The sequence below is a fragment of the Burkholderia sp. MSh2 genome (assembly GCF_000731655.1).
Classification (GTDB): Bacteria; Pseudomonadota; Gammaproteobacteria; order Burkholderiales; family Burkholderiaceae; genus Burkholderia; species Burkholderia paludis.
This window is the reverse complement of record NZ_JPGM01000005.1, coordinates 59,938-82,246: the sequence shown is the minus strand read 5'-3', so window position 1 is coordinate 82,246 and position 22,309 is coordinate 59,938. Positions and strand designations below refer to the sequence as shown.

Below are 22,309 nucleotides of genomic sequence, written 5' to 3'. Positions count from 1 at the left end.
CCACCGGGTGCCGTGGGTGTCATGAGACCCCAGTCCGGTTAATCGAAGATTTCGGAAACGCGCCGCGCCATTAACAATCGAAACAATCGCCGGCGCGGGTCAGCCCAGCAGGGCGGCGAGCGCCGCCAGATCGAACGGCTTCGGCACGAACGGCAGGTCCGCGCGCCAGTCCGGATGGGCCTGGTGCACCTCGGGCGGCAGGCCCGACGTGAGCGCGACGCGCTGCGCCGGCCAGCGCTCGGCGAGCCGCGCCGCGAACGCGATGCCGCTGCCGCCCGCACCGAGCGAGATGTCCGACAGCACGAGCGCGACGGGGCCGTGCTCGGCCAGCCAGCGCAAGGCCGCGTCGCCGGTCGCCACCGCGTCGGCCCGCGCGCCCAGCGCCGCGAACTGGCTGAGCGCGGTGTCGCGCACCTCGGGATCGTCGTCCACCACGAGCACGCGGGCCCCGGCCGGCGCGGCAACCTGCGCGGCCGCCGCCTCGACCGGCGCGCCGCGCCGCTCCGGCGGCGCGCTCTCGGGCAGCCACAGCTCGACGCGCGTGCCCCGGCCGACCTCGCTGTGGATGCGCAGGTCGCCGCCGCTCTGGCGCACGAAGCCGTAGACGCTGCTGAGCCCGAGCCCGCTCCCCTCGCCGGCCGCCTTGGTCGTGAAGAACGGCTCGATCACCTTGTCGAGCAGCACCGGCGCGATCCCGCACCCCGTGTCGGTGACGCTCAGCACGATCGCGTCCGGCGCGGGGCCGCCGCCGGCCGCCGGTGCGCGGCGCGCGGCCAGCGCCAGCGTTCCGCCTTCCGGCATCGCGGCGGCGCTGTTGAGCGCGAGGTTGAGGACCGCGTTCTCGAGCTGGCCGCGGTCGACGTTCACCCACATCGCGTCGACGGCCGGCTCCAGCACGACGGCGACCCGCTGGCCCGCCGAGTACTCGACCAGATCGAGCATCTCCGCGAGCATCGCCCTGACCGACACGCGTTCGGCCTGCAGCGGCTGGCGCCGCGCGAACGCGAGCAGCCGCCGCGTCAGCCGCGACGCGCGCTCGGCCGCACGGCGCGCGCGCTCGGCCATCGTCTGCGCGTCCTGCTGCCCGTCGAGCCGCGGCAGCAGCAGCTCCAGGTTGCCGAGTATCGCGACGAGGAAGTTGTTGAAATCGTGCGCGACGCCGCCCGTCAGTTGGCCGAGCACGTCCATCTTCTGCGCCTGGCGCAACTCCGCCTCGACCGCGCGCCGGCTCGTCAGGTCGCGGCACACCGCCACCCAGCCGCCGTCCGGAAGCGGCTGGCAGTGGAATTCGAGGGTCCGCCGGTCGTGCAGGTGCAGCTCGGCCGACACGGCGATGCGCGCGCCGTCCGACGTGCGGGTCGCGGTTTCGCGCGACACCTGGCGCCAGCGCGCGGGGCGGTGCATCGCCTGCCGCAGCGTGGCGAGCGGCAGGCCCGCGTGCAGCAGGCCGGCATCGATGCCGAGCAGCGTCGCGAAAGTCGGATTCCACGCGATCAGGCTGCCGTGCGTGTCGTGGACGGACACCCCGTCGTTCATCGAGTTGAGCACCGATTCCTGCAGGCGGCGCTGCGACTCGAGGCCCTGCGTCAGCTGCTCCTTCTCGATCAGGTTGGTGCGGAACACCTCGAACGCGCGCGCCAGCTCGCCGATCTCGTCCGGCCGGTGGGTCGACGGCATCCGGTCCGACGTGATGCCTTTCGCGAGCCGCCCCATCACGCGCGTCATCGCCTGCAGCTTGTGCAGGATGCGGCTCGCGTACGCGACGCCGAGCAGCGCCACCGCGACGCCCGCGACGGCCAGCAGCAGCAGGCCCGACTGGCTGGAGACCGCGACCTTGCGCACCTTGTCGCTGCGCTCGCTGGCGATCTGCCGCAGCCGCTCGACGTAGCGCGCCGACTTGCCGCTCAGGTGATCCGAATGGCCGCGCAGGAGCGTGACGAGATAGCCCGTCTGCGCCTCGCTCGACAGGAACTCGCGGCGCACCGCGAACACGCTGAGCGCGCCGCCGTCGAGATGCTGCAGCGCCTCGGCCAGCGCCGGCTCGAGGCGGTCCTCGCCGCGTTCGCGCACGCGCAGCCACAGCGCCTCGTTGTCGCTTTCCGCGCTGCCCAGCTCCGCCGCGTTGGCCGCCTGCAGCGCGCCGGCCGTGCGGGCCCAGATCTCGAGCAGCGTCGGCGCGCGCTGCGCGATCCGGCTCTTGTCGCGCGCGATGCGCTCGCCGATGCGGTCGTTCGCGACCCGCAGGTCGCTCAGCGCCTCCTTGAGCTGCCGCTGCCGGCCCGACACGACCAGCAACCGCGCGAGATCCTGATCGATCGCGTCGAGATCGTCGATCACCGCGAGCTGCTCGCCGGCCTTCGCGGCGGGCCCCGGCTGCCTGCCGAAGCCCGGCGACAGCCGCCGGATATCGCCGAGCAGGCCGCGCAGCAGCTCGGTGTCGTTGTGCAGCAAGTCCGGCGAATCGGTCAGCATCATGCTCGGCGCGACCGCCGCAAGCTGCGCGACCTTGTCCGACAGTTCGAGCGCGCGGGCGATCTCCGGCACCACGTTCGCCTCGTACTCGTCGAGCGCGTTCTGGTTCGCCCGCATGCCGAGCACGCCGACCACCACGACCGCGAGCGTGATGCCGAACAGCAGCAGGAAGGTCGCGATGAGCTTCGCGCGCACACTCAACGGCGGCAACAGCCTGAACGTCGTACGCATCGCGTCACACGCGCACGACGGGTACCGCGAACACATAGCCGACGCCGCGCTGCGTGCGGATATAGGTCGGCTGCTCGGGGTTCGGCTCGATCTTGCGGCGCAGGCGCAGGATCAGCACGTCGATCGTGCGGTCGTACACGTCGATGCCGAAGCCGCGCGTATGTTCGAGCAACTGGTCGCGCGACCAGACGCGCGACGGCTGCTGCACCATCGCCGCGAGCAGCTCGAATTCGCCCTGCGTCAGTGCGCACGGGCCGCCATGGTGCGTCAGCGTGCGCGCGGCCAGGTCCATCGTCCAGCCGTCGAAGCAGTAGCGCGGGCCGCCTCCGTTCGACGCGGGGCGCGGCATCGACAGTTCGATCGTGCGCCGCAGCTGGGCGCGCACACGCGCGATCAGTTCGCGCCCGGAGAACGGCTTGGTGACGAAATCGTCGGCCGCGGTTTCGAGCCCGAGGATGCGATCCGTCTCGTCGCCCAGGCCGCTGATCATGATGATCGACACGTCGGAACGGCGCCGCAGCTCGCGCGCGACCGTCAGGCCGTCCTCGCCGCGCAGCTTCAGGTCGAGGATCACGAGCGCGTGCGGCGCGGCCGCGAGCTGCTGCTGCATCCGGGCGGCGCTGTCGACCGCCGAGACCTCGTAACCGGCCTCTTCCAGCACGCCCGTCAGCCAGACGCGCACCTCCGGATCGTCGTCCAGCACCAGGATCCGATGTTTTTCTGACATGGCTGTTCTCCTCCAAGCCGGTCGCGTCGGCCGCTTCGTTCGGTCGCTCACGGCGGACTGGCATTTCTGTCGGTATGAGGCCGGACCGCGACGGGTTGGCGCGGTCGGGCCGGAAGCGAATGGTGGCCGATTCGGGCCGATCCTGGCAAGTTCCCGTGAGCGCGCATCGCCGCGTCGCCCGGCCGCGCACCGCGTTCGCCGTCGCGTCGCTTAGTAAGGACGCGCGCGGGATTCTAACGTCGAAAAATCCCGGCGGAAGCGCGTCGCGATCGGTGAATACCCTGCCCGGATTTCCGTCGTAACGCAGGCCCCGGCGCACGCTCCGGGGCGCGCCCGCGCCGAACGATCGCGCCGGATGCGCGGGCCGCGCCGGCGTGCCGATCGCACATGCGCCCCGATGCCGGGCCCCGTTCGTGCCGCCGGCACGTCGCGCGCACCAGCCGCGTGCATCGATCCGCCGCGCGTCCGTCAGTCGATCTGCATGCCGAACGAAATCGGCGTCGCGTCGCTTTGCATCGACCACGATCGCCCCTGCCCCTGTCATGCGGGACCGCTTCGTCCCGTTCGCTCCACTCACGCGAGCGCGGCCCATCCCGTTTCCGTTGTAGCGGCGATCGGTCCGCGTTGCCGTCGTCACTGCACGTCACTGCACGCCGCTCAAAAAAGAACGCATGCGAAATACCCGCGCGGCCCCCGAGCCGCGCACGCGCGTTGCGTGAAATCCTCGGAAAAACGGCTTTCCGCGGCGCACGGAAGTCGTGCATCGATCCGCTCGCCCACCGCCGATTGTCCCGCCGCCGCGCGCTTGCCGACCACGCAATCGGGTGACCCATTCAACACATCGGCCAAGTTTGTGCGCGCAACAATGGCGGTGCCTCGCGCCCGGCCCCAGGCGGGCAACCCGATGTTCCGCATGGCGCCGGGCGCGGCGGTCTTCAAAAACCACATCTCACGAGGACATACCATGCAACTCCAATCCCATCCCGCTTGCCGCCCGTTTTACGAAGCCGGCGAACTCACGCAACTGACGGCGTTCTACGAAGAAGGCCGCAACGTCATGTGGATGATGCTGCGATCGGAGCCGAGGCCGTGCTTCAACCAGCAGCTCGTCACCGACATCATCCATCTCGCGCGCGTCGCACGCGACTCGGGCCTGCGGTTCGACTTCTGGGTGACGGGCTCGCTCGTCCCCGAGCTGTTCAATGTCGGCGGCGACCTGAGCTTCTTCGTCGACGCGATCCGCAGCGGCAAGCGCGACCTGCTGATGGCCTACGCGCGTTCGTGCATCGACGGCGTGTACGAGATCTACACGGGCTTCGGCACCGGGGCGATCTCGATCGCGATGGTCGAGGGCAGCGCGCTGGGCGGCGGCTTCGAGGCCGCGCTCGCGCATCACTACGTGCTCGCGCAGAAGGGCGTGAAGCTCGGGTTCCCCGAGATCGCGTTCAACCTGTTCCCGGGCATGGGCGGCTATTCGCTCGTCGCGCGCAAGGCGGACCGCGGCCTCGCGGAATCGCTGATCGCGACCGGTGAAGCGCACGTGGCCGAGTGGTACGAGGATCGCGGGCTGATCGACCAGACGTTCGACGCCGGCGACGCGTATCTCGCGACCCGCACCTTCATCGACGTGACGAAGCCGAAGCTGAACGGCGTGCGCGCGATGCTGCGCGCGCGCGAGCGGGTGTTCCAGCTGACGCGCTCCGAGCTGATGGACATCACGGAAGCGTGGGTGCATGCGGCGTTCACGATCGAGCCGAAGGATCTCGCGTACATGGAACGCCTCGTGATGCTGCAGAACCGGCGCGTGTCGAAGCTGCGCACGGTGTAACGCGACAGGCGCCGCCGCTTGCCGGCGGCGCCTGCGCGGCAACGGGGCTCAGGCGATCAGCCTGAGCTTTCTCGTCTCCGCGAGCCACGCCTCGAACGCCTGCGCCGGCATCGGGCGGGCGTAGTAGTAGCCCTGCGCGTGATCGACGTCGAGCTGCTTGAGGAATTCGGCTTCCGCATGCGTTTCGACGCCTTCGGCGATCACCGCGAAATTCAGCGCCTTCGCGAGCGACACGACCGAGCGCACCAGCGCCTGCGAACGCGGGTTGCGGTCGATGCCCGTGATGAAGGTGCGGTCGAGCTTGATCGCGTCGAGCGGCAGGCGCGACAACTGCGACAGCGACGAATAGCCGGTGCCGAAATCGTCGAGATGGATCTCCGCGCCGAGCTGGCGGAACTGCCGCATCAGCCCGTTGGCCGCATCCTCGTCCTCGATGAAGCAGCTCTCGGTCAGCTCGATGTCGAGCAGGCCGGGCTTGAGCCCCGCGGCGTCGAGAATCGACGCCAGCTGGTGCACGATGTTCATGTCCTGCAACTGCCGCGCCGACACGTTCACCGCGATCCGGATGTCGAGCCCCTGCGCCTTCCACGCGGCGGCCTGCGCGGCCGCGGTGCGCATCACCCAGCGCCCGAGCGGCGCGATCAGGCCGGACTCCTCCGCAAAACGGATGAACTCGATCGGCGCGACCAGCCCGCGATCGGGCGACTGCCAGCGGATCAGCGCCTCGACGCCGTGCACGTCGCCCGTCGCGATATCGACGACCGGCTGGTAGTGCAGCACGAACTGCTCCTCCTCCAGCGCCTTGCGCAGATTCGTGTCGAGCCACATGTACTTCGCCACCTTCTGGTTCATCTCCAGCGAGAACACGCGGTACGTATGCTTGCCCGCCTCCTTGGCGACGTACATCGCGGTATCCGCGCTGCGGATCAGCGTCTCGAGCGAATCGCCGTGCTGCGGATGCATCGCGATGCCGATCGAGCAGCTCGTGTACACCTCCATCAACCCGAGATGGATCGGCGTGCGCAGCCGCTCGAGGATGATCTGCGCGGTCGCCTCCAGCAGCGGCCGCGTGCCATGCTCGAACAGCACGAGGAATTCGTCGCCGCCGAGCCGCGCGAGCGTCGCGCCGGACGGCAGGCAGCCGTTGATGATCGCCGACACGTCCTGCAGCAGCCGGTCGCCGGTGATGTGGCCGTAGTGATCGTTGACGCGCTTGAAGTTGTCGAGATCGAGGAACAGGATGCCGACCTGCCCGCGCGACGCGGCGGTTTCCGCCGCGATCGCCGCGTGGATGCGCTCGCTGATCGCATGACGGTTCGGCAGCCCGGTGAGCACGTCGGTATTCGCGAGTTCGATGAGCCGCTGCTGCGCGCTGCGCTCCTCGGTGATGTCGATGCCCGAGCAGATCAGGAACTGCTCGTCCACGCCGCTGCCGCTCTGCACGAACTTGTTGCGGAACTGGAACAGGCGCGGCCCGTTCACCGTGTTGATGTAGCGCTCGACGGCGAACGAATGGTTGCTCGCGAAAAAGCCCGTGATGTTGCTGCGCGACTGCGCGCCCTGCTCAGGGCTCATGAACAGCTCGAACGCGCTGCGGCCGATCACGTCGACCTCGCGCCGGCCCGTCACTTCCTCGCACAGGCGGTTGAAGCGCTGCACCATTCCGTTGCGGTCGAGAATGACCACGAGCGAATTCACTTCGGACACGACCTGCTCGGCGAACGCGAGCCCGTGCGCGAGATCGCCCGCGACGGATTCGGTGTCGGAATAGGCGGAGGCGGTGCCGGCCCAGTCGGTGGTGTCGACCTTCCTGCCGACGAGATGAAGGCTGACCGACTCGCCGAACAGCACGATGTCGAGCACCAGGTGCGACGTGACGCCGGTCAGCGCGCGCACGCATGCGGCCTGCTCGGCCGTCAGTGCGACGGCGACGTTGGTCAGGCCGCGAACGGCCGCCAGCTCGAGGGCGTTGCTGTCGCTGCCGAGACGCCAGCAGGGGCTGCGCGTACCGACGTGCGCTTCGAGCACCGCGCTATCGTTTTCGTCATCCATGGAGACGCCCCGATCCAGAAAAAACGCACAGTGTAGACGGAGGCGAGCCGGCCGGCCGCCCTTCCGGGTCGCACATCGCGCGCTCCCGGCCGGCGGTGATTGCCGTGAAGATGGGCCTCGTCCCGTACTTGTTTCCAACTAATGCGACCCGGCGTTCGCGCATGACGCGCGCAGGTGCTGCCAAACGAATGATGAGACCCATCTTATCAAATGACGATCGGGATTGGCACTCACATTTAGAGCAGAGTGTCAAGGAATCGGGGCTCAGTTGGCAAGCCGGATTATTCATGATTGGCAGTCCGCGAGAACGCGTTTGACGCACTGCGCAATGCGGCCGGCGCAACCGGCAAGGTGCCCGGCGGGCGGGCGTTTGCGGCGGATCCGGGAAATCCCGGATCGCATGATGACAGACGCATGACAGCAGGGTCGGATCGCATGACTGCGACCCGATTTTCCGTCATTTTTTCATTCTTATGATGCGTGAATGCGCAGACTTCATTTCACAATCCGTGGCAATGTCGTCCGCGCAGCGGCGCGGGGTGCCCGCGCCGCGATGCGGCTCAGTCCGCGGCGCCGTATCCACCGCCGCCCGGGGTCTCGACAACGAACACGTCGCCCGGCGCCATCTGCGCGCGGCCGATATGGTCGAGCGCCTCGACCGTGCCGTCCGCGCGCTCGATCGTGTTGCGCCCGAGCGCGCCCGCCGCGCCGCCGGCCGCGCCGAACGGCGCGTGGATCCGGTTGTTCGACAGGATCGACGCGGTCATCGGCTCGAGGAAGCGGATCCGCCGCACCGCGCCGTCGCCGCCGCGCCAGCGCCCGGCGCCGCCCGACCCGGCGCGGATCCGGTGCGAGTCGAGCCGCACCGGGTAGCGCCATTCCAATATCTCCGGATCGGTGAGCCGCGAGTTCGTCATGTGGGTCTGCACCGCGCCGACGCCGGCGAAGCCGTCGCCCGCGCCGCTCCCGCCCGCGATCGTCTCGTAGTACTGAACCCGCTCGTTGCCGAAAGTGAAGTTGTTCATCGTTCCCTGGCTCGACGCGACGCAGCCCAGCGCGCCGTACAGCGCGTTGGTGATCGCCGACGACGTCTCGACGTTGCCCGACACGACCGCCGCCGGATACTCGGGGTTCAGCATCGAGCGTGCCGGCACGATCACCGTGAGCGGCTTCAGGCAGCCGGCGTTCAGCGGGATGTCGTCGCCGACCAGCGTGCGGAACACGTACAGCACGGCGGCCATGCACACGGCCTTCGGCGCGTTGAAGTTGTTGTCGAGCTGCGCGGACGTGCCCGTGAAATCGATTTCCGCGCGCCGCGCCGCGCGGTCGACGCGGATCGCGACCCGAATCTCGGCGCCGTTGTCGAGCGGGTAGCGGTACGCGCCGTCCTGCAGCGCGCCGATCACGCGCCGCACGGCCTCCTCCGCGTTGTCCTGCACGTGCCCCATGAACGCGAGCACGACGTCGCGGCCGAACTGCGCGACCATCCGGCGCAGCTCGTCCACGCCCTTCTGGTTCGCGGCGACCTGTGCGCGCAGGTCGGCCATGTTCTGCTCGACGTTGCGCGCCGGGTAGCGGCCCGACGCGAGCAGCGCGCGGGTTTGCGCGTCGCGCAGCTCGCCGGCCGACACGAGTTGCCAGTTGTCGATCAGCACGCCCTCCTCGTCGATATGCGTCGAGTCGGGCGGCATCGAGCCCGGCGTCGTGCCGCCGATGTCCGCGTGATGGCCGCGCGAGCCGACGTAGAACAGCGGTGCGTCCGAGCCGTCCGCGAACACCGGCGTGATGACGGTCACGTCCGGCAGGTGCGTGCCGCCGTGGTACGGGTCGTTCAGCATGAAGACGTCGCCGTCGCGCATGCGGCCGCGGTTGCGCTCGATCACCGTGCGGATGCTCTCGCCCATCGACCCGAGGTGCACGGGCATGTGCGGCGCATTCGCGATCAGGTTGCCGTCGCCGTCGAAGATCGCGCACGAGAAGTCGAGCCGCTCCTTGATGTTCACCGAGTACGCGGTGTTCTGCAGCCGCAGCCCCATCTGCTCGGCGATCGACATGAACAGGTTGTTGAAGATCTCGAGCCGCACCGGGTCGGCGTCGGTGCCGAGCGAGCGGCGCGTCGGCAGCGGCGTCGCGCGCGTCATCACGAGATTGCCCTGCGCGGTCATCCGCGCGCGCCAGCCGGGCTCGACCACGGTCGTGCCGTTGCGCTCCGCGACGATCGCCGGGCCGTCGATCGTGTCGCCGGCCAGCAGCGTGTCGCGCACGTAAAGCGCCGCGTCGTGCCACTGGCCGCCGGAATGGAAGCGCACGGCGGAAGCGGCGCGCGGCGCGGCGCCGTCGCCCTCGCCCGCTCCGCGCGGCGCGAGCGGCGCGATCTCCACCGGCGCGTCGGAACGGCCGATCGCCTCGACCGACGCAAGCTCGGCGACGAGCGGCGTGCCGGGCATCAGGAATGCGTAGCGTTGCCGGTACGCGGCCTCGAACGCCTGCTGCATCGCGGCAACGCTGCCGGCCGGCACGTCGAGCGCCGAATCGGTGCCCTGGTAGCGCAGGTGCACGCGCCGCTCGGTCGCGATCCGCTCCGGCGCGACGCCCTGCTCGCGCAGCGCGCCGACGGCCTCGTCGGCCAGCCGGTCGAGCGCCGCGTGCAGCGCCGGCAGCGACGCGTCGGACAGCACGACCTCGACCGCGCGCTCGCGCATCGCGGTCTGGTCGGCCAGGCCCATCCCGTACGCGGACAGCACGCCCGCGAGCGGGTGCGCGAACACCTGCGTCATCCCGAGCGCGTCGGCCACGCCGCACGCGTGCTGGCCGCCCGCGCCGCCGAACGTCGTCAGCACGTAGCGCGACACGTCGTGGCCGCGCTGCACGGAGATCTTCTTGATCGCGTTCGCCATGCTGCCGATCGCGATTTCCAGGAAGCCTTCGGCGAGCGCCTCGGGCGTCTCGCGCCGCCCCGTCGCCGCGTGGATCTCGTCGGCGAGCGCGGCGAACTTCGCGACCACGCCGTCGCGGTCGAGCGGCTGGTCCGCCCGCGGGCCGAACACGCGCGGGAAATGATCGGGCTGGATCTTGCCGAGCATCACGTTGCAGTCGGTCACCGTCAGCGGGCCGCCGCGCCGGTACGCGGCCGGCCCCGGGTTCGCGCCGGCCGACTCGGGCCCGACGCGCAGCCGCGCACCGTCGAAGCCGAGCACCGAGCCGCCGCCCGCGGCGACCGTGTGGATGCTCATCATCGGCGCGCGCATCCGCACGCCGGCCACCTGCGTCTCGAACACGCGCTCGAATTCGCCGTTGTAGTGCGACACGTCGGTCGACGTGCCGCCCATGTCGAAGCCGATCACCCGCTCGAAGCCGGCCGCCTGCGCGGCGCGCACCATCCCGACGATGCCGCCGGCCGGCCCGGACAGGATCGCGTCCTTGCCCTGGAACGCGTCGGCGCGCGTCAGCCCGCCGCTGCTCTGCATGAACTGCAGGTTCACGCCCGGCATCTCGCGCGCGACCTGCTCGACGTAGCGGCGCAGGATCGGCGACAGGTACGCGTCGACGACGGTCGTGTCGCCGCGCGACACCATCTTCATCAGCGGGGACACCTCGTGCGACACCGAGACCTGCGTGAAGCCGATGCGGCGCGCGAGCGCGGCCAGCGCGCGTTCGTGCGCGGTATGGCGATAGCCGTGGATCAGCACGATCGCGAGCGCGCGCACGCCGTCGTCGAACACGCGGCGCAGCGCGGCTTCGGCGGCCCGTTCGTCGAGCGGCGCGACGACCTCGCCCTGCGCGCCGACGCGCTCGTCGATCTCAACGACCGTCTCGTACAGCGCGTCGGGCAGCACGATGTCGAGATCGAACAGGCGCGGCCGGTTCTGGTACGCGATGCGCAGCACGTCGCGAAAGCCGCGCGTCGTCGCGAGCGCGGTGCGTTCGCCCTTGCGTTCGAGCAGCGCGTTGGTCGCCACCGTCGTGCCCATCTTCACCATGTCGACGCGCTCCGGCGTGATCGGCTCGCCGTCGGCCAGGCCGAGCAGGTGGCGGATGCCGGCCACGGCCGCGTCGCGGTACTGCTCGGGGTTCTCCGACAGCAGCTTGTGCGTGACGAGCGTGCCGTCGGGCCGGCGCGCGACGATGTCGGTGAACGTGCCGCCGCGGTCGATCCAGAATTGCCAGCGCGCGGTGTCGGAGGGAACGGGGGAAAGGTGTCGGTCGGTCATGATGTCGGGTCGAAGCGTCGTTGAATCGGGAGACGAGCGCCGCCGCACGGCGCGCGGCGCGCGCCGTGTCACGGTGGCGATGGAACGGGGGAAGAAAACGGCGGCGAAAGGCGGGACGCCCCGCCGCTCACGCGGCGTCGAGTTCGCGGCCGCGCGTTTCGGGCAGCGTCAGCGCGGCGACGATCACCACGCCGTACGCGGCGACCGCGAACAGGCCGATGCTCGTGCCGAGCCCGTATTGCTTGGACAGCGCGCCGATCAGGAACGGGAACAGCGCGCCGATCGCGCGGCCCACGTTGTAGCAGAAGCCCTGGCCGGAGCCGCGCACGCGGGTCGGGAACAGCTCGGTCAGGAACGCGCCCATCCCGGAGAAGATGCCCGATGCGAAGAAGCCGAGCGGGAAGCCGAGCCAGAGCATCGACGCGTTGGTCAGGTTCAGCGACGTGTACGCGAACGCGATCACCATCGAGCCCACCGCGAACAGGATGAAGTTCGGCTTGCGGCCGAGACGGTCGGTCAGGTACGCGCTCGCCAGGTAGCCGACCCACGAGCCGAGGATGATCATCGCGAGATAGCCGCCGGTGCCCATCACGGTCAGGTGCCGCTCGGTCTTCAGGAAGGTCGGCAGCCACGTCGTGATCGCGTAGTAGCCGCCCTGCGCGCCGGTCGTCAGCAGCGCCGCGCGCAGCGTCGTCGTGATCAGCTGCGGCGAGAAGATCTCGGTGAGGCGCGGCGCATCGGCCGTTTTCGCCTGCGCGGCCTTCTCCTTCTCGTAGACGTCCGGCTCCTTCACGTAGCGGCGGATCGCGACGACCAGCAGCGCGGGCGCCAGCCCGACGAAGAACAGCGCGCGCCATGCCTGCTCGGGCGGCAGCACCGAGAACAGCAGCGCATACAGCAGCGCGCACAGCCCCCAGCCGATCGCCCAGCCCGACTGCACGAGGCCGACCGCCCGGCCGCGATCGCGCGCGCGGATGACTTCGCCGATCAGCACCGCGCCGGCCGTCCATTCGCCGCCGAAGCCGAAGCCCATCAGCGCGCGCGCCGCGAGCAACTGCGGGTAGTTCTGCGCGAGCCCGCACAGCGCGGTGAACGCGGCGAACCACAGCACGGTGAGCTGCAGCGTGCGCACGCGGCCGATCCGGTCCGACAGGATGCCGGCGATCCAGCCGCCGGCCGCCGACGCGAGCAGCGTGATCGTGCCGATCAGGCCGGCGTCCGCCAGCGAGAGGCCCCAGGTCGCGACCAGGGTCGGGATCACGAACGACAGCATCTGCGTGTCCATCCCGTCGAGCATGTAGCCGACCTTGCAGCTCCAGAAGGCGCGGCGCTCGCGCGGCTGCGCATCGGCGTACCACGAGAACAGGCCGTTGCGCTCGGGGCCCGCGGGCTCCGCGGCGCTCGCCGCGAGGGTCTTGCTTTCCATGGTGGTGCTCCTGTCGTTGTGTGCCGTCGAAATGGCGTCGAATGAGGGCGGGCGTCGTCGCGGCTCAGAACACGGCCAGCGATGCGTTCGTGATGTCGGTCATCAGCATGTGGCCGGGCGTGTGGGCGATGGCGATCGGCAGTTGCGCCTCCATCAGCGCGGTTTGCGGCGTCACGCCGCACGCCCAGAACACCGGCAGTTCGCCGTCGCGGATCGTCACCGCGTCGCCGAATTCGGGGGCGCCCAGATCGGCGATGCCCAGTTCGCGCGGATCGCCGAGATGGATCGGCGCGCCGTGCACGCCCGGGAACCGGCTCGTGATCTGCACCGCGCGAATCGCGTCGGCGCCGCGCATCGGGCGCATCGACACGACGAGCTGGCCGCCGAAGATGCCGGCGCGGCGGTTCGGAATCGACGTGCGGTACATCGGCACGTTGCGCCCCTCCTCGACGTGGCGCAGCCCGATCCCCTCGCGCGCCAGCATGTCCTCGAACGAGAACGAACAGCCGATCGCGAACACGACGAAATCGTCGCGCCACAACGCCTCCAGCGACTCGACGCGCTCGGCGAGGCGGCCGTCGCGGTATACGTTATAGCTCGGCACATCGGTGCGGATGTCGAGATCCTCGCCGAGCGCGTCGAGCCGGAACGCGCCCGGCTCGCCGACGCCGAGCAGCGGGCACGCTTTCGGGTTCGCCTGGCAGAAGCGCAGGAAATCGTGCGCGTACGCGTCGGGCAGGATCGCCAGATTCGCTTGCGCGAACGGGCCGCAATGGCCGGCGGTCGGGCCGCGGAACGCGCCGCGGCGCACGGACTGGCGGAATTCGGAAGGGGTCATGAGAGTCGTTCGCGGATCGGGATGACGTGGCGATGACGGCGGTGTGTCATCGGATACGGCGAAGAATAGAAAAGAAAAAATTTTGTCGCCAACGAGTTTTTTTGCGCTTCGTGTATAGAATTTCTTAACGGATCTCGGGGTTTTCCCCGGCTCCGTTCACTTTTCCTCACCGGCAAGCTGCGCTGCCACCGTCCGCCCGACCGCCATGAACACGCGTTTTCTCGAAACCTTCGTCACGCTCGCGAAGCTGCGCAACTTCCGCACGACGGCCGCCGCGCTGCATGCGACGCCGGCCGCGATCTCGCAGCGCGTGAAGGCGCTCGAGGACGAGCTGCAGACGGTGCTCGTCGACCGCGACAGCCGCGAATTCCGGCTCACGCCGAACGGCGAGTACCTGCTCGGCTACGCGAAGGCCGTGGTCGAGGCGACGCAGGAGCTGCAGGCCGCCGCGTCCGGCGAGAGCGCGCTGCGCGGCAAGCTGCGGCTGGGGGTGATCGAGACCGTCGTGCACAGCTGGCTGCCGAACTGCATGCGGCGGCTCGCGGCCGACTATCCGCAGCTTGAAATCGACCTGACCGTCGACGTGAGCGTCGTGCTGCAGCGCCGGCTGATGGCCGGGGAGCTCGACCTGATCATCCGCGTCGAGGGCAGCGACGAGGCGTCGGTCGTGTGCGACGCGCTCGCGAGCTATCCGGTGCGCTGGATCGCGCGCGCGGGGCTGCTGCCGAATACGCGCACGGGCCTCGCGCGGCAGGTGCTGCGCCAGCCGATCCTGACCTACGGGCGCGGCACGGCGCCCCATCGCGCGCTCGAGGACATCGTCCGCACGCTCGCGCACGCGCACGGCGTGCCGCTGTCGGACACGCGCATCACCGGCTCGCCGTCGATCTCGGTGATCGTGCAGCTGGTGCGCGACGGCTTCGGCGTCGCCGCGATTCCGGTGCTGTTCGTCGATGCGCTGATCGAGCGCGGCGAAGTCGTCGAGCTGCCGCTGCAGCCGTCGCCGCCGTCGATCGTCGTCTCGATGTCGCGGCGCGCGGACGCGCCGAGGTACGTGCACGGCGCGGCGATCGCGGCGCGGGCCGCGTGTCACGAGTATTGCGGCAAGAGCAAGCGGCTGCTGGTCGAGGCGCTGTGATGCGGTGACGCGGTTCGGGCGGGCGCTGCGCGACGCGCATCGCATCGACCCGTTCGCGCTTGCGTTTGCGCGACGCATGCGCAGCGCGCGATCGCCCGTCCGTCACGCGAAGCCGGTGAAACGGCAGCCAATCAGGCGGATTCGCCCGCGTGCGGCTGCGCCAGCCGGCCGTCGCCGTATTCGCGCAGCACCTGCGAAATCACGACGCGATAGCCGTCGAGCCAGCGCGCCTGCTTCGCCTTCGCTTCGCGATGCGCCGGATGCTGCATCAGCTGTTGCAGCGCCGCCTCCGACTCCCAGTAGTAGACGTTCTGGATCAGCCCCGACTCGGCGTTCTCCCAGGTCTCCTCGCCGAGATAGCCGGGCGTCGCGCGCGCCATCTCGGCGATCTGCCGGTCGAGCCGGTGGAATTCGTCGTCGAATTGCCCGGCCCGGAAAATGAAGGTCGACGCGTACATGCCCGCTCCCGCGATAGCGATGGAAAAGCGGCCAGTGTAAGGCACGCGCCGCGTGCCGCGATCGTCACGCGGCGAGCGTGTCGATGCCGCGCGTATCGCCGAGCCACGCATCGATGCGCGGCGCATCGTCTCGCGCGCCCGCCGCGGGCGCCGGCATCGCGGCCAGTGCCTGCCGCGCGCGTTCGAGCGCCTGCGCGAAGCCGCGCAGTTCGCGGGTCGCGGAGCGGTCGTCGACATGCCGGCGCGCGAGCGCGGCCTCGACGTTCGCGCCGATCAGCGCGAGCTGCGCGTCGATGAAGTCCACGCACAACGCGCGGCAATGCGCGGAAACCGGTGCGACGGCCAGCAGCACGGGCACGATCGACACGGTCAGGTAGCCGCCCGGCGCGAGCCGCGACAGCGCGTCGCGCAACGTCTGCCCGCCGCCGGCCAGCGACGCGCACACCGCGTCGCGCCACACCGCGCGCTCGAACGCGAGCGCGTCGCGATGCGCGTCGAGCGCCGCGCGCTCGGCCACCTGTCCGTCCGTCACCAGCGGAATCGGGAACGGCGCCCCGGTGGACGCGCGTGCGGCCTCGCCATCGACGATGCAGTTCGCGCCGAGCCATGCCGCATCGTCGCGCCGCGCGGCCAGCACGCGGGACTGCAGCCGGTCCGGCAGCATCGGATCGAGCGGCACCGCGCCGCAGATCGACGGCTTGTGCGCATGCACGCCGCAGCGGCCGTCGGCGGCGAGCGCCGCGCACCGGCCGAGCGACGGATAGTCGTAGCCTTGCAGCGTCAGCGCGAGCCACTCGCCGCCCGCGCCGCCGGGGCGATGGAACAGCCGCTCCGCCAGCGCGTCGCAGGCCGCGACGTCGTCCGCGTCGAGCACATGCTCGCGCCCGCCCGCACGCCAGCGCTCGCCGATCCGCCGTTTCGGCAGACGCCGGAGCGCGAGCGCGCCGACAAAGCGGTGCCGGTGCCGGAACAGCTCGCGCAGCGACAGGGTCGGCGGGCTGTTGCAGCAGCGGCCGCATGCGTGGCACGCGAGCAGGAGGGTCTCTACCACGGCCGCCGCACCGAATCCTGGTAGCGCGTGAGGATGAAGCGCGCGACGTCGTCCGAGTGATACGCGGCGACGAGTTGCGCGACCCACGGCTGCGCGCGATCGGCGCTGCGCACCGTCAGCACGTTCGCGTACGGCGAGCGCGCGTCCTCGAGGCTGATGCTGTCGCGCGCGGGCTGCAGCCCGGCGCGCGCGGCGTCGTCGCTGTCGATCGCGACGAACGCGGCCGTGTCGAGCGCCGCGTAAAGACGGTCGCGGCGCAGCGCGACGAGCTTCAGCCCGAGCCGGTTGCCGGTCACGTCGCGCAGCGTCGCATGCAGGCCGGCCTGCTCGCGCAGCGTCACCAGCGTGTCGTTCTGCAGCAGCACGAGCGCGCGCGCCATTCCGCGCCGGTCGGCGGGAATCGCGACCGTCGCGCCGGGTTGCAGCTCGTTCAGGCTCTTGAGCCTGCGCGAATAGAGCGCCATCGGCAGCGTGACGGTCGGCGCGACTTCGGTCAGCGCGTAGCGTTGCCGCGCGCGCGTCGCGGCGAGCTGCTGCGCATCCTCGAAGCTGGCGGCGTCGATCCGGCCGTCGGCGAGCGCCGCGTCGATGCGCGACGCGTCGTCGAATTCGACGACGTCGACGCCCAGCCCGCGAGAAGCCGCAACCCGCTTCACTTCGTCGAGGATCTGCGCGTGCACGCCGCGCGTGACGCCGACCCGCACGGGCGGCGCGGCGGCTTCGGCCGCGATCGCCGCGCCCTGGAGCGCGATGCCGGACGCGGCGAGCAGCCACACCGACACGACGCGCGCGATACGTTGCTTCATGATGCATCCCTCAGGATCGTGCGAAAGCCGATGTGCGACGCCCCGAGATCGGCTTCCTGCTGTTCGCGCGACGACGCGCGATAGCGCACGCAGTAGTCGCGCGAGCACAGGAACGAGCCGCCCTTGATGACCATCGGCGTATCGTGCCGGCGCGTCGGCGGTGCGACGGCCGCCGTGTCGCCGTTCGCATGCGGCTGGTGCGGGCCCGAGTAGCTGTCCTTCGTCCATTCCCAGGCGTTGCCGATCATGTCGTAGAGCCGGAAGCCGTTCGCCGCATAGCAGCCGACGGGGGCGAGCCCCGCATGGCCGTCCTCGGCGGTGTCGAGCACCGGGAACACGCCCTGCCAGTAGTTCGCGGCCGGCCGGCCCTGCGCGTCGCGCGGCGCCGCGTCGAGCGACGCGTCGTCGCGGCCGGCCTTGCCCGCGTATTCCCATTCGGCCTCGGTCGGCAGGTCGCGGCCGAGCCAGCGCGCATACGCGAGCGCGTCGCGCTGCGTGACGAGCGTGACGGGCAGGTTGCCGAGCCCGTCGACACCGCTGCCGGGGCCGCGCGGATGACGCCACGACGCGCCCGGCACCCACGACCACCACGCGATGTCGCGCGCGTTCATCTCGTCGCGCGTCGGCACGTGGAACACCGCCGCGCCGCCCTGCCGCTCGGGCTCGGTCACGTAGCCGGTCGCCTGCACGAACGCGGCGAACTGCGCGATCGTCACGTCGGTCTGGTCGATCCAGAAGCCGCCGACGCGCGTGCGGCCGTCGCCGGCCGGGCGCTCGTCCGCGTAGCCGCGCGTGCTGCCGAACACGAACGCGCCGCCGCGCAGGTGCACCATCCCGGCCTGCGGATCGTCGCGCCATCCGGCCGGCAGCCCCGCGTAACGCCGGCACTGCGACTCGGAGCCGAGCGGCGCGAGCGCGCGGCCGCGATTCGCGTCGTCGAATGCGCCTCCCGTCTGCGCCGCCGGGTTCGCATAGCCCACCGCGAACGCGGCGGCGAACAGCGCGGCGGCAAGCGTCGCGCCGGTCGTCCAGAAGCGGAGCCGCATCGCGCCGTCCTCAGTAATAGCCGCGCGGACGCAGCGGCTCGACCCCGCCGACGTTGCTCATGTAGGTCTTCCACTGGTCGACGAGCGTGCCGATCACCGACGGGTTCTGCGCCGACACGTCGGTCGTCTCGCCGCGATCCGACGCGAGGTCGTAAAGCTGCCAGTGGCCGTCGGGCGGGCCGAGCGGCGGCTCGGTCCACAGCGCCTTCCAGCGGCCGTCGGCGCTGCGCAGGTAGGCGCGGCCGTACGCCTCGTCGCCGAACGGCGCGGTGTGCACCTCGCCGCTGGCCGAACCCGTGAGCACCGGCAGCAGCGACTGGCCCGTGACCGGATACACGTAGCGGTTGTTGTAGACCACCTTGCCCTTGTTCTGGTCGACGCCCGTCAGCGTGTTGACGAGCGGCGGCGCCGGCTGCGACGGCGGCGTGACCCCCGCGACCGCGAGGAACGTCGCCGTGTTGTCGGTCACGTGCGTAAACGCGCGCAGCGTCGGCAACTGCCGGCTCTGCCCGGGCAGCCGCACGATGGTCGGCGTCGACACGCCGCCTTCGGCCGAGTAGCCCTTCGTGAGCCGGAACGGCGCCGCGCTCACCTCGGCCCAGCGCAGCCCGTACTGCAGGCGCTGCGCGTTCTGCTTGCCGTTGTCGGTGCCGAGCGTCGCGTAGATCGGCGCCTGCCCGTTCGCGGTGTCGGTCGCCGTCGGGTCCGCGCCGGAATCGATCGGCCAGCCCTCCGCGCCGTTGTCCGACTGGAACATGATGAAGGTGTTGTCGTATTCGCCGATGTCCTTCAGGTGCTGGATCAGCAGGCCGATGTTGTAGTCGAGGTTCTCGACCATCCCCGCATAGATCTCCATGTAGCGCGCCTGCGCCCTGCGCTCGTCCGGCGACAGGCTCGACCACAGCTTGTCGACCTTGCCGGGGCCGTAGTCGCCGTAGCCGTCCGCGGCCGAGTGCACCGCGCTGACGTACTTCGCGTTCGCGGCGCCGTTGTTCGCGGTCGCGGGCGACGCCACGGTCGTTTCCGGCAGCCCGTCGAACGGCCGGAAATCGGCGGGGATCAGGCCCAGCGCCTTTTGCCGGGCGATCCGCGCGTTGCGGATCGCGTCGTAGCCGGCGTCGTACACGCCCGCATACTTGTGCAGCCACGGCTCGGGCACCTGCAGCGGCCAGTGCGGCGACGTGTAGGCCGCGTACGCGAAGAACGGCTTGCCGTCGCGCTTGTTCGAGTCGATGTACGAGATCAGCTTCTGCGTGTAGAAGTCGGTCGAATAGAACACGGCCGGGCTGCCGCCCGCGCCGCCCGGCTGCCCGGGCTGGCCCGGCTGCACGTAGCGGCCGTCTTCCGTGTAGTTCGACGAGCCGGCCGGCTCGTGCGCGAAGTGATTCGTCGCCGCGCCGCCGAGCAGCACGTAGCTGCGCTCGAAGCCCCACTGGTCGGGCGTCTGCCCGCTGCCCGTCGCGCTGCCCACGATCCCCGAGCCGATGTGCCACTTGCCCGCGATGTAGGTGTGATAGCCGGCGTCCTTCAGCAGTTGTGCGAACGACAGCGCGCGGTCGTTCAGGTAGCCCTCGTAGCCGGGCAACCCGCGCCGCTCGTCGGTCGGCACGCCCATCGTGCCTTCGCCGACGAGATGGTGATCGGTGCCGGAAACCAGCATCGCGCGCGTGATCGCGCAGACGGTGCCCGTGTGATGGTTCGACAGGATCCGCCCCGACGCGACCAGCGCGTCGAGGTTCGGCGTGTCGATCTCGCCGCCGAACGCATGGATGTCGGAATAGCCGAGATCGTCGGCCATGATGTACAGGATGTTCGGACGCTTCGCCGCCAGCGGCGGTGTCGTCGTATCGGCCTGCGACGACGGCGCGTCGCTGTCGACGCCGCCGCACGAGGCGAGCGACAGCGCGCCGGCGATCGCGGCGCAGGCGACACGGATACGGAAGGCATGCAACGGCGCAGCGGACTTTTTCATTGTTCTGGAACGCTCGATCTACAGGATCGGCGATCTTAGCGTCGCGCGTGCGGCCCCCAAAGTCGGATTCGTCAGATGCTAACGGAGCGGCGGAATATGTGCGCCAGCCGGCAGACCGTCCGCGGTCGCGGTCGCGGTCGACGTCGCGGTGCGATGCGGTGCGTCGCGGTGCGATGCGCTGCACGCGGGACGCGCGCCCGCGCCGGCCACACCGCGCGAGGTCGCACCGGTTGCGTCAGCTCCGCCCGCCGAGGCTGCCGCCGCCGTCCACCGACAGCACCTGCCCCGTGACGAAGCCGGCCTCGTCGGACAGGAAGAAGGCGATCGCCGCGGCCACGTCGTCGGGCGTGCCGAGCCGGCGCGCGGGAATCGTCGCGAGCACCTTGCGTTCGGCTTCGCTGCCGACCGGCCGCGTCTGGCGGAACAGCGCGGTCTCGATCGGGCCCGGCGCCACCGCGTTCACGGTCACGCCATGCTCGGCCAGCTCGAGCGCCCACGTGCGCGTGCAGCCGACGAGCGCGCTCTTCGCGGCGGAATACGCGGTGCGATCGAGGCTGCCGAAAATCGCGCGGCTGCAGACGTTGACGATGCGCCCGTGGCCACGCGCCTTCAGCGCGCCCACGAAGTGCTGCGTGACCTGGATCGCGGCCCGCACGTTGAGATCGAACACGGCCTGCAGCGACGGGAAATCGATCTTCCCGAGCGGTTGCGGCAACGCGATGCCGGCGTTGTTCACGATGCCGTCGACATCGTGCCGCTCGCCGATGCGGGCCAGCGTGGCCGCCGTCCGTTCGAGGTCGGCGAGATCGCACGCGATCAGTTCGCCGGGGAAATCGATGCCCTGCGTGTGCCGCGCGAGGCCGATCACGCGATGGCCGCGCCGGGCGAGTGTTGCGCTGAGCGCGTGGCCGATGCCGCGCGACGCGCCGGTGACGAGATACGTGCGAGATGACATGCGTGCTCCCGAAGTCGGTTCACATGAATGACGTGGAAATGGACGGGCCGGCGGCGCCGCGCGCCGGAACCCGCGCTTTCGTCGGACGATTCTACGTGCGTAACGGTACGTTACGTCATGTCGTTACGCGCGCCCCGTAGCGGCACGTTACGTTTGCCCGCCCCGGCGCGATCAGGAATTTCCAAATGACGGGCGGCGGGAAATATCGTCCGATTTAAAAGCGGATTTCCGAATACCAAAAGAAAGCTTGTTAATGAATATCGTGCGCGCAAACGTTTCACGTGAACGGGATGTGTAATTGAAAAATAAGACGAATGGAAAAGGAATAAGCCATTCCGTTTGAAACAAGGGCAGGCATGCCTCTTGCTGACTCCCCCCACCATGTGCCGTGTTCAGCCGGGAACGAATAACCCGAAAATCGAGCGGCGTCGTGAGTCGTACAAATTCATCGGGGTCGGGGAAATGGGATCGAGCGCAAGCAGGCGCATTGCCTGGGGGGCCGTGGCGTGTCTGTCGCTGGTCGCGGCGGCGCGCGCGCAAGCCCAGGACACCCTCGACGCGCCGCCTCCGGCCGCCGCGAACGGCGGCCATCCGATCGCGCCGCCGTCGACCCTGCTGAACGCCGAACGCGTCCTTGAAACGCCGAAGCCCGCACCCGGCACGGGCCCGGCGGCGGGCAAGCCGGCCGCAAGCGCCGCGGCCGGCGCCAAGGCGGCCGCCCGCGCGGCGCTTCCGGAAGACCGGCTCGGCGGCACGGTCACCACCGACGCGGTGACGCTCGCCGGCCGCGATTTCTATACCTACTTCTCGCAGACGTGGGCGGACATCCCGCTGAGCGAGCGCTATATCGTCGCCATTCACGAACGGCCGTCGGGACGTTACGGCAGCCTGATCTGGGTGGAATTCCAGCAAAAACGCGTATTCCAGACTTTCCTGCCGATCGCCCGCGCCAACGTCCGGGCCGTGGCCGAAAGCGCCGCCAATATTTCCTTTCAAACCGTCATTCAGGACGATCTGTCGAATTTGCTGTTTCCCGATTCGGATCTGGCGAAAGACGAGATTTAGTCGATTAATCGAACAAAGGGGTTACGGAAAATG

At 70.1% G+C, this 22,309-nt stretch carries 15 protein-coding genes; 3 read left to right on the top strand and 12 right to left on the bottom strand.

Annotated elements, in window-relative coordinates:
* Positions 1 to 99: 99 nt before the first annotated feature.
* Positions 100 to 2,703, bottom strand: a complete 2,604-nt coding sequence (locus tag GQ57_RS03945) for an ATP-binding protein (RefSeq protein ID WP_034197128.1) — start codon at positions 2,701 to 2,703, stop codon at positions 100 to 102.
* 4 nt (positions 2,704 to 2,707) lie between these two features.
* Complete coding sequence (locus GQ57_RS03940; RefSeq protein ID WP_031398287.1) at positions 2,708 to 3,430, bottom strand: winged helix-turn-helix domain-containing protein; 723 nt, start codon at positions 3,428 to 3,430, stop codon at positions 2,708 to 2,710.
* A 964-nt stretch (positions 3,431 to 4,394) separates the two neighbouring features.
* Here GQ57_RS03940 and GQ57_RS03935 point away from each other — a divergent pair.
* Positions 4,395 to 5,258, top strand: a complete 864-nt coding sequence (locus tag GQ57_RS03935; RefSeq protein WP_031398288.1) for a crotonase/enoyl-CoA hydratase family protein — start codon at positions 4,395 to 4,397, stop codon at positions 5,256 to 5,258.
* Positions 5,259 to 5,306: 48 nt separating this feature from the next.
* Here GQ57_RS03935 and pdeR read toward each other — a convergent pair whose 3' ends face one another.
* The 4 genes from pdeR to GQ57_RS03915 form a co-directional block, all read right to left on the bottom strand.
* Positions 5,307 to 7,310, bottom strand: a complete 2,004-nt coding sequence (gene pdeR, locus GQ57_RS03930; RefSeq protein WP_031398289.1) for a cyclic di-GMP phosphodiesterase — start codon at positions 7,308 to 7,310, stop codon at positions 5,307 to 5,309.
* Between the two features lie 560 nt (positions 7,311 to 7,870).
* Positions 7,871 to 11,521 carry a hydantoinase B/oxoprolinase family protein gene (locus GQ57_RS03925; protein WP_034197127.1) on the bottom strand — a complete coding sequence of 1,217 codons (3,651 nt, stop codon included), beginning with the start codon at positions 11,519 to 11,521 and terminating at the stop codon, positions 7,871 to 7,873.
* Positions 11,522 to 11,648: 127 nt separating this feature from the next.
* Positions 11,649 to 12,947, bottom strand: coding sequence for an MFS transporter (locus tag GQ57_RS03920; protein ID WP_031398291.1), 1,299 nt, complete (start codon positions 12,945 to 12,947; stop codon positions 11,649 to 11,651).
* Between the two features lie 64 nt (positions 12,948 to 13,011).
* The gene (locus GQ57_RS03915; protein WP_031398292.1) at positions 13,012 to 13,785 is read right to left on the bottom strand and encodes a putative hydro-lyase; all 774 of its coding nucleotides are present in this window, start codon (positions 13,783 to 13,785) and stop codon (positions 13,012 to 13,014) included.
* A gap of 205 nt (positions 13,786 to 13,990) precedes the next feature.
* Between GQ57_RS03915 and GQ57_RS03910 the strand changes: the two genes are divergently transcribed.
* Positions 13,991 to 14,923, top strand: a complete 933-nt coding sequence (locus GQ57_RS03910) for a LysR family transcriptional regulator (RefSeq protein ID WP_031398293.1) — start codon at positions 13,991 to 13,993, stop codon at positions 14,921 to 14,923.
* Between the two features lie 131 nt (positions 14,924 to 15,054).
* Here the strand turns inward: GQ57_RS03910 and GQ57_RS03905 are convergent, their stop codons facing one another.
* The 6 genes from GQ57_RS03905 to GQ57_RS03880 form a co-directional block, all read right to left on the bottom strand.
* Complete coding sequence (locus GQ57_RS03905; RefSeq protein WP_031398294.1) at positions 15,055 to 15,381, bottom strand: antibiotic biosynthesis monooxygenase family protein; 327 nt, start codon at positions 15,379 to 15,381, stop codon at positions 15,055 to 15,057.
* 64 nt (positions 15,382 to 15,445) lie between these two features.
* Positions 15,446 to 16,432, bottom strand: coding sequence for a hypothetical protein (locus GQ57_RS03900; protein WP_034197126.1), 987 nt, complete (start codon positions 16,430 to 16,432; stop codon positions 15,446 to 15,448).
* Positions 16,426 to 17,238, bottom strand: coding sequence for a MetQ/NlpA family lipoprotein (locus GQ57_RS03895; RefSeq protein WP_034197125.1), 813 nt, complete (start codon positions 17,236 to 17,238; stop codon positions 16,426 to 16,428). Before GQ57_RS03895 ends, GQ57_RS03900 begins: the two co-directional genes overlap by 7 nt.
* Positions 17,235 to 18,284 carry a formylglycine-generating enzyme family protein gene (locus GQ57_RS03890; protein WP_034197124.1) on the bottom strand — a complete coding sequence of 350 codons (1,050 nt, stop codon included), beginning with the start codon at positions 18,282 to 18,284 and terminating at the stop codon, positions 17,235 to 17,237. Before GQ57_RS03890 ends, GQ57_RS03895 begins: the two co-directional genes overlap by 4 nt.
* A 10-nt stretch (positions 18,285 to 18,294) precedes the next feature.
* Complete coding sequence (locus tag GQ57_RS03885; RefSeq protein WP_034197123.1) at positions 18,295 to 20,256, bottom strand: arylsulfatase; 1,962 nt, start codon at positions 20,254 to 20,256, stop codon at positions 18,295 to 18,297.
* A 235-nt stretch (positions 20,257 to 20,491) separates the two neighbouring features.
* Complete coding sequence (locus GQ57_RS03880) at positions 20,492 to 21,211, bottom strand: SDR family oxidoreductase (protein ID WP_034197122.1); 720 nt, start codon at positions 21,209 to 21,211, stop codon at positions 20,492 to 20,494.
* A gap of 363 nt (positions 21,212 to 21,574) precedes the next feature.
* On the opposite strand from GQ57_RS03880, the gene GQ57_RS38085 reads away from it, so the two are divergent.
* Positions 21,575 to 22,276, top strand: a complete 702-nt coding sequence (locus GQ57_RS38085; RefSeq protein WP_152603184.1) for a CsgE family curli-type amyloid fiber assembly protein — start codon at positions 21,575 to 21,577, stop codon at positions 22,274 to 22,276.
* Positions 22,277 to 22,309: the final 33 nt, after the last annotated feature.

What these genes read in the sequence shown, in the direction of transcription:
- GQ57_RS03925 (WP_034197127.1), bottom strand. Translation starts at nt 11,521, where the DNA reads ATGACCGACCGACACCTTTCCCCCGTTCCCTCCGACACCGCGCGCTGG.
- GQ57_RS03920 (WP_031398291.1), bottom strand. Translation starts at nt 12,947, where the DNA reads ATGGAAAGCAAGACCCTCGCGGCGAGCGCCGCGGAGCCCGCGGGCCCC.
- pdeR (WP_031398289.1), bottom strand. Translation starts at nt 7,310, where the DNA reads ATGGATGACGAAAACGATAGCGCGGTGCTCGAAGCGCACGTCGGTACG.
- GQ57_RS03880 (WP_034197122.1), bottom strand. Translation starts at nt 21,211, where the DNA reads ATGTCATCTCGCACGTATCTCGTCACCGGCGCGTCGCGCGGCATCGGC.
- GQ57_RS03915 (WP_031398292.1), bottom strand. Translation starts at nt 13,785, where the DNA reads ATGACCCCTTCCGAATTCCGCCAGTCCGTGCGCCGCGGCGCGTTCCGC.
- GQ57_RS03910 (WP_031398293.1), top strand. Translation starts at nt 13,991, where the DNA reads ATGAACACGCGTTTTCTCGAAACCTTCGTCACGCTCGCGAAGCTGCGC.
- GQ57_RS03890 (WP_034197124.1), bottom strand. Translation starts at nt 18,284, where the DNA reads ATGCGGCTCCGCTTCTGGACGACCGGCGCGACGCTTGCCGCCGCGCTG.
- GQ57_RS03895 (WP_034197125.1), bottom strand. Translation starts at nt 17,238, where the DNA reads ATGAAGCAACGTATCGCGCGCGTCGTGTCGGTGTGGCTGCTCGCCGCG.
- GQ57_RS03935 (WP_031398288.1), top strand. Translation starts at nt 4,395, where the DNA reads ATGCAACTCCAATCCCATCCCGCTTGCCGCCCGTTTTACGAAGCCGGC.
- GQ57_RS03945 (WP_034197128.1), bottom strand. Translation starts at nt 2,703, where the DNA reads ATGCGTACGACGTTCAGGCTGTTGCCGCCGTTGAGTGTGCGCGCGAAG.
- GQ57_RS03905 (WP_031398294.1), bottom strand. Translation starts at nt 15,381, where the DNA reads ATGTACGCGTCGACCTTCATTTTCCGGGCCGGGCAATTCGACGACGAA.
- GQ57_RS03940 (WP_031398287.1), bottom strand. Translation starts at nt 3,430, where the DNA reads ATGTCAGAAAAACATCGGATCCTGGTGCTGGACGACGATCCGGAGGTG.
- GQ57_RS03885 (WP_034197123.1), bottom strand. Translation starts at nt 20,256, where the DNA reads ATGAAAAAGTCCGCTGCGCCGTTGCATGCCTTCCGTATCCGTGTCGCC.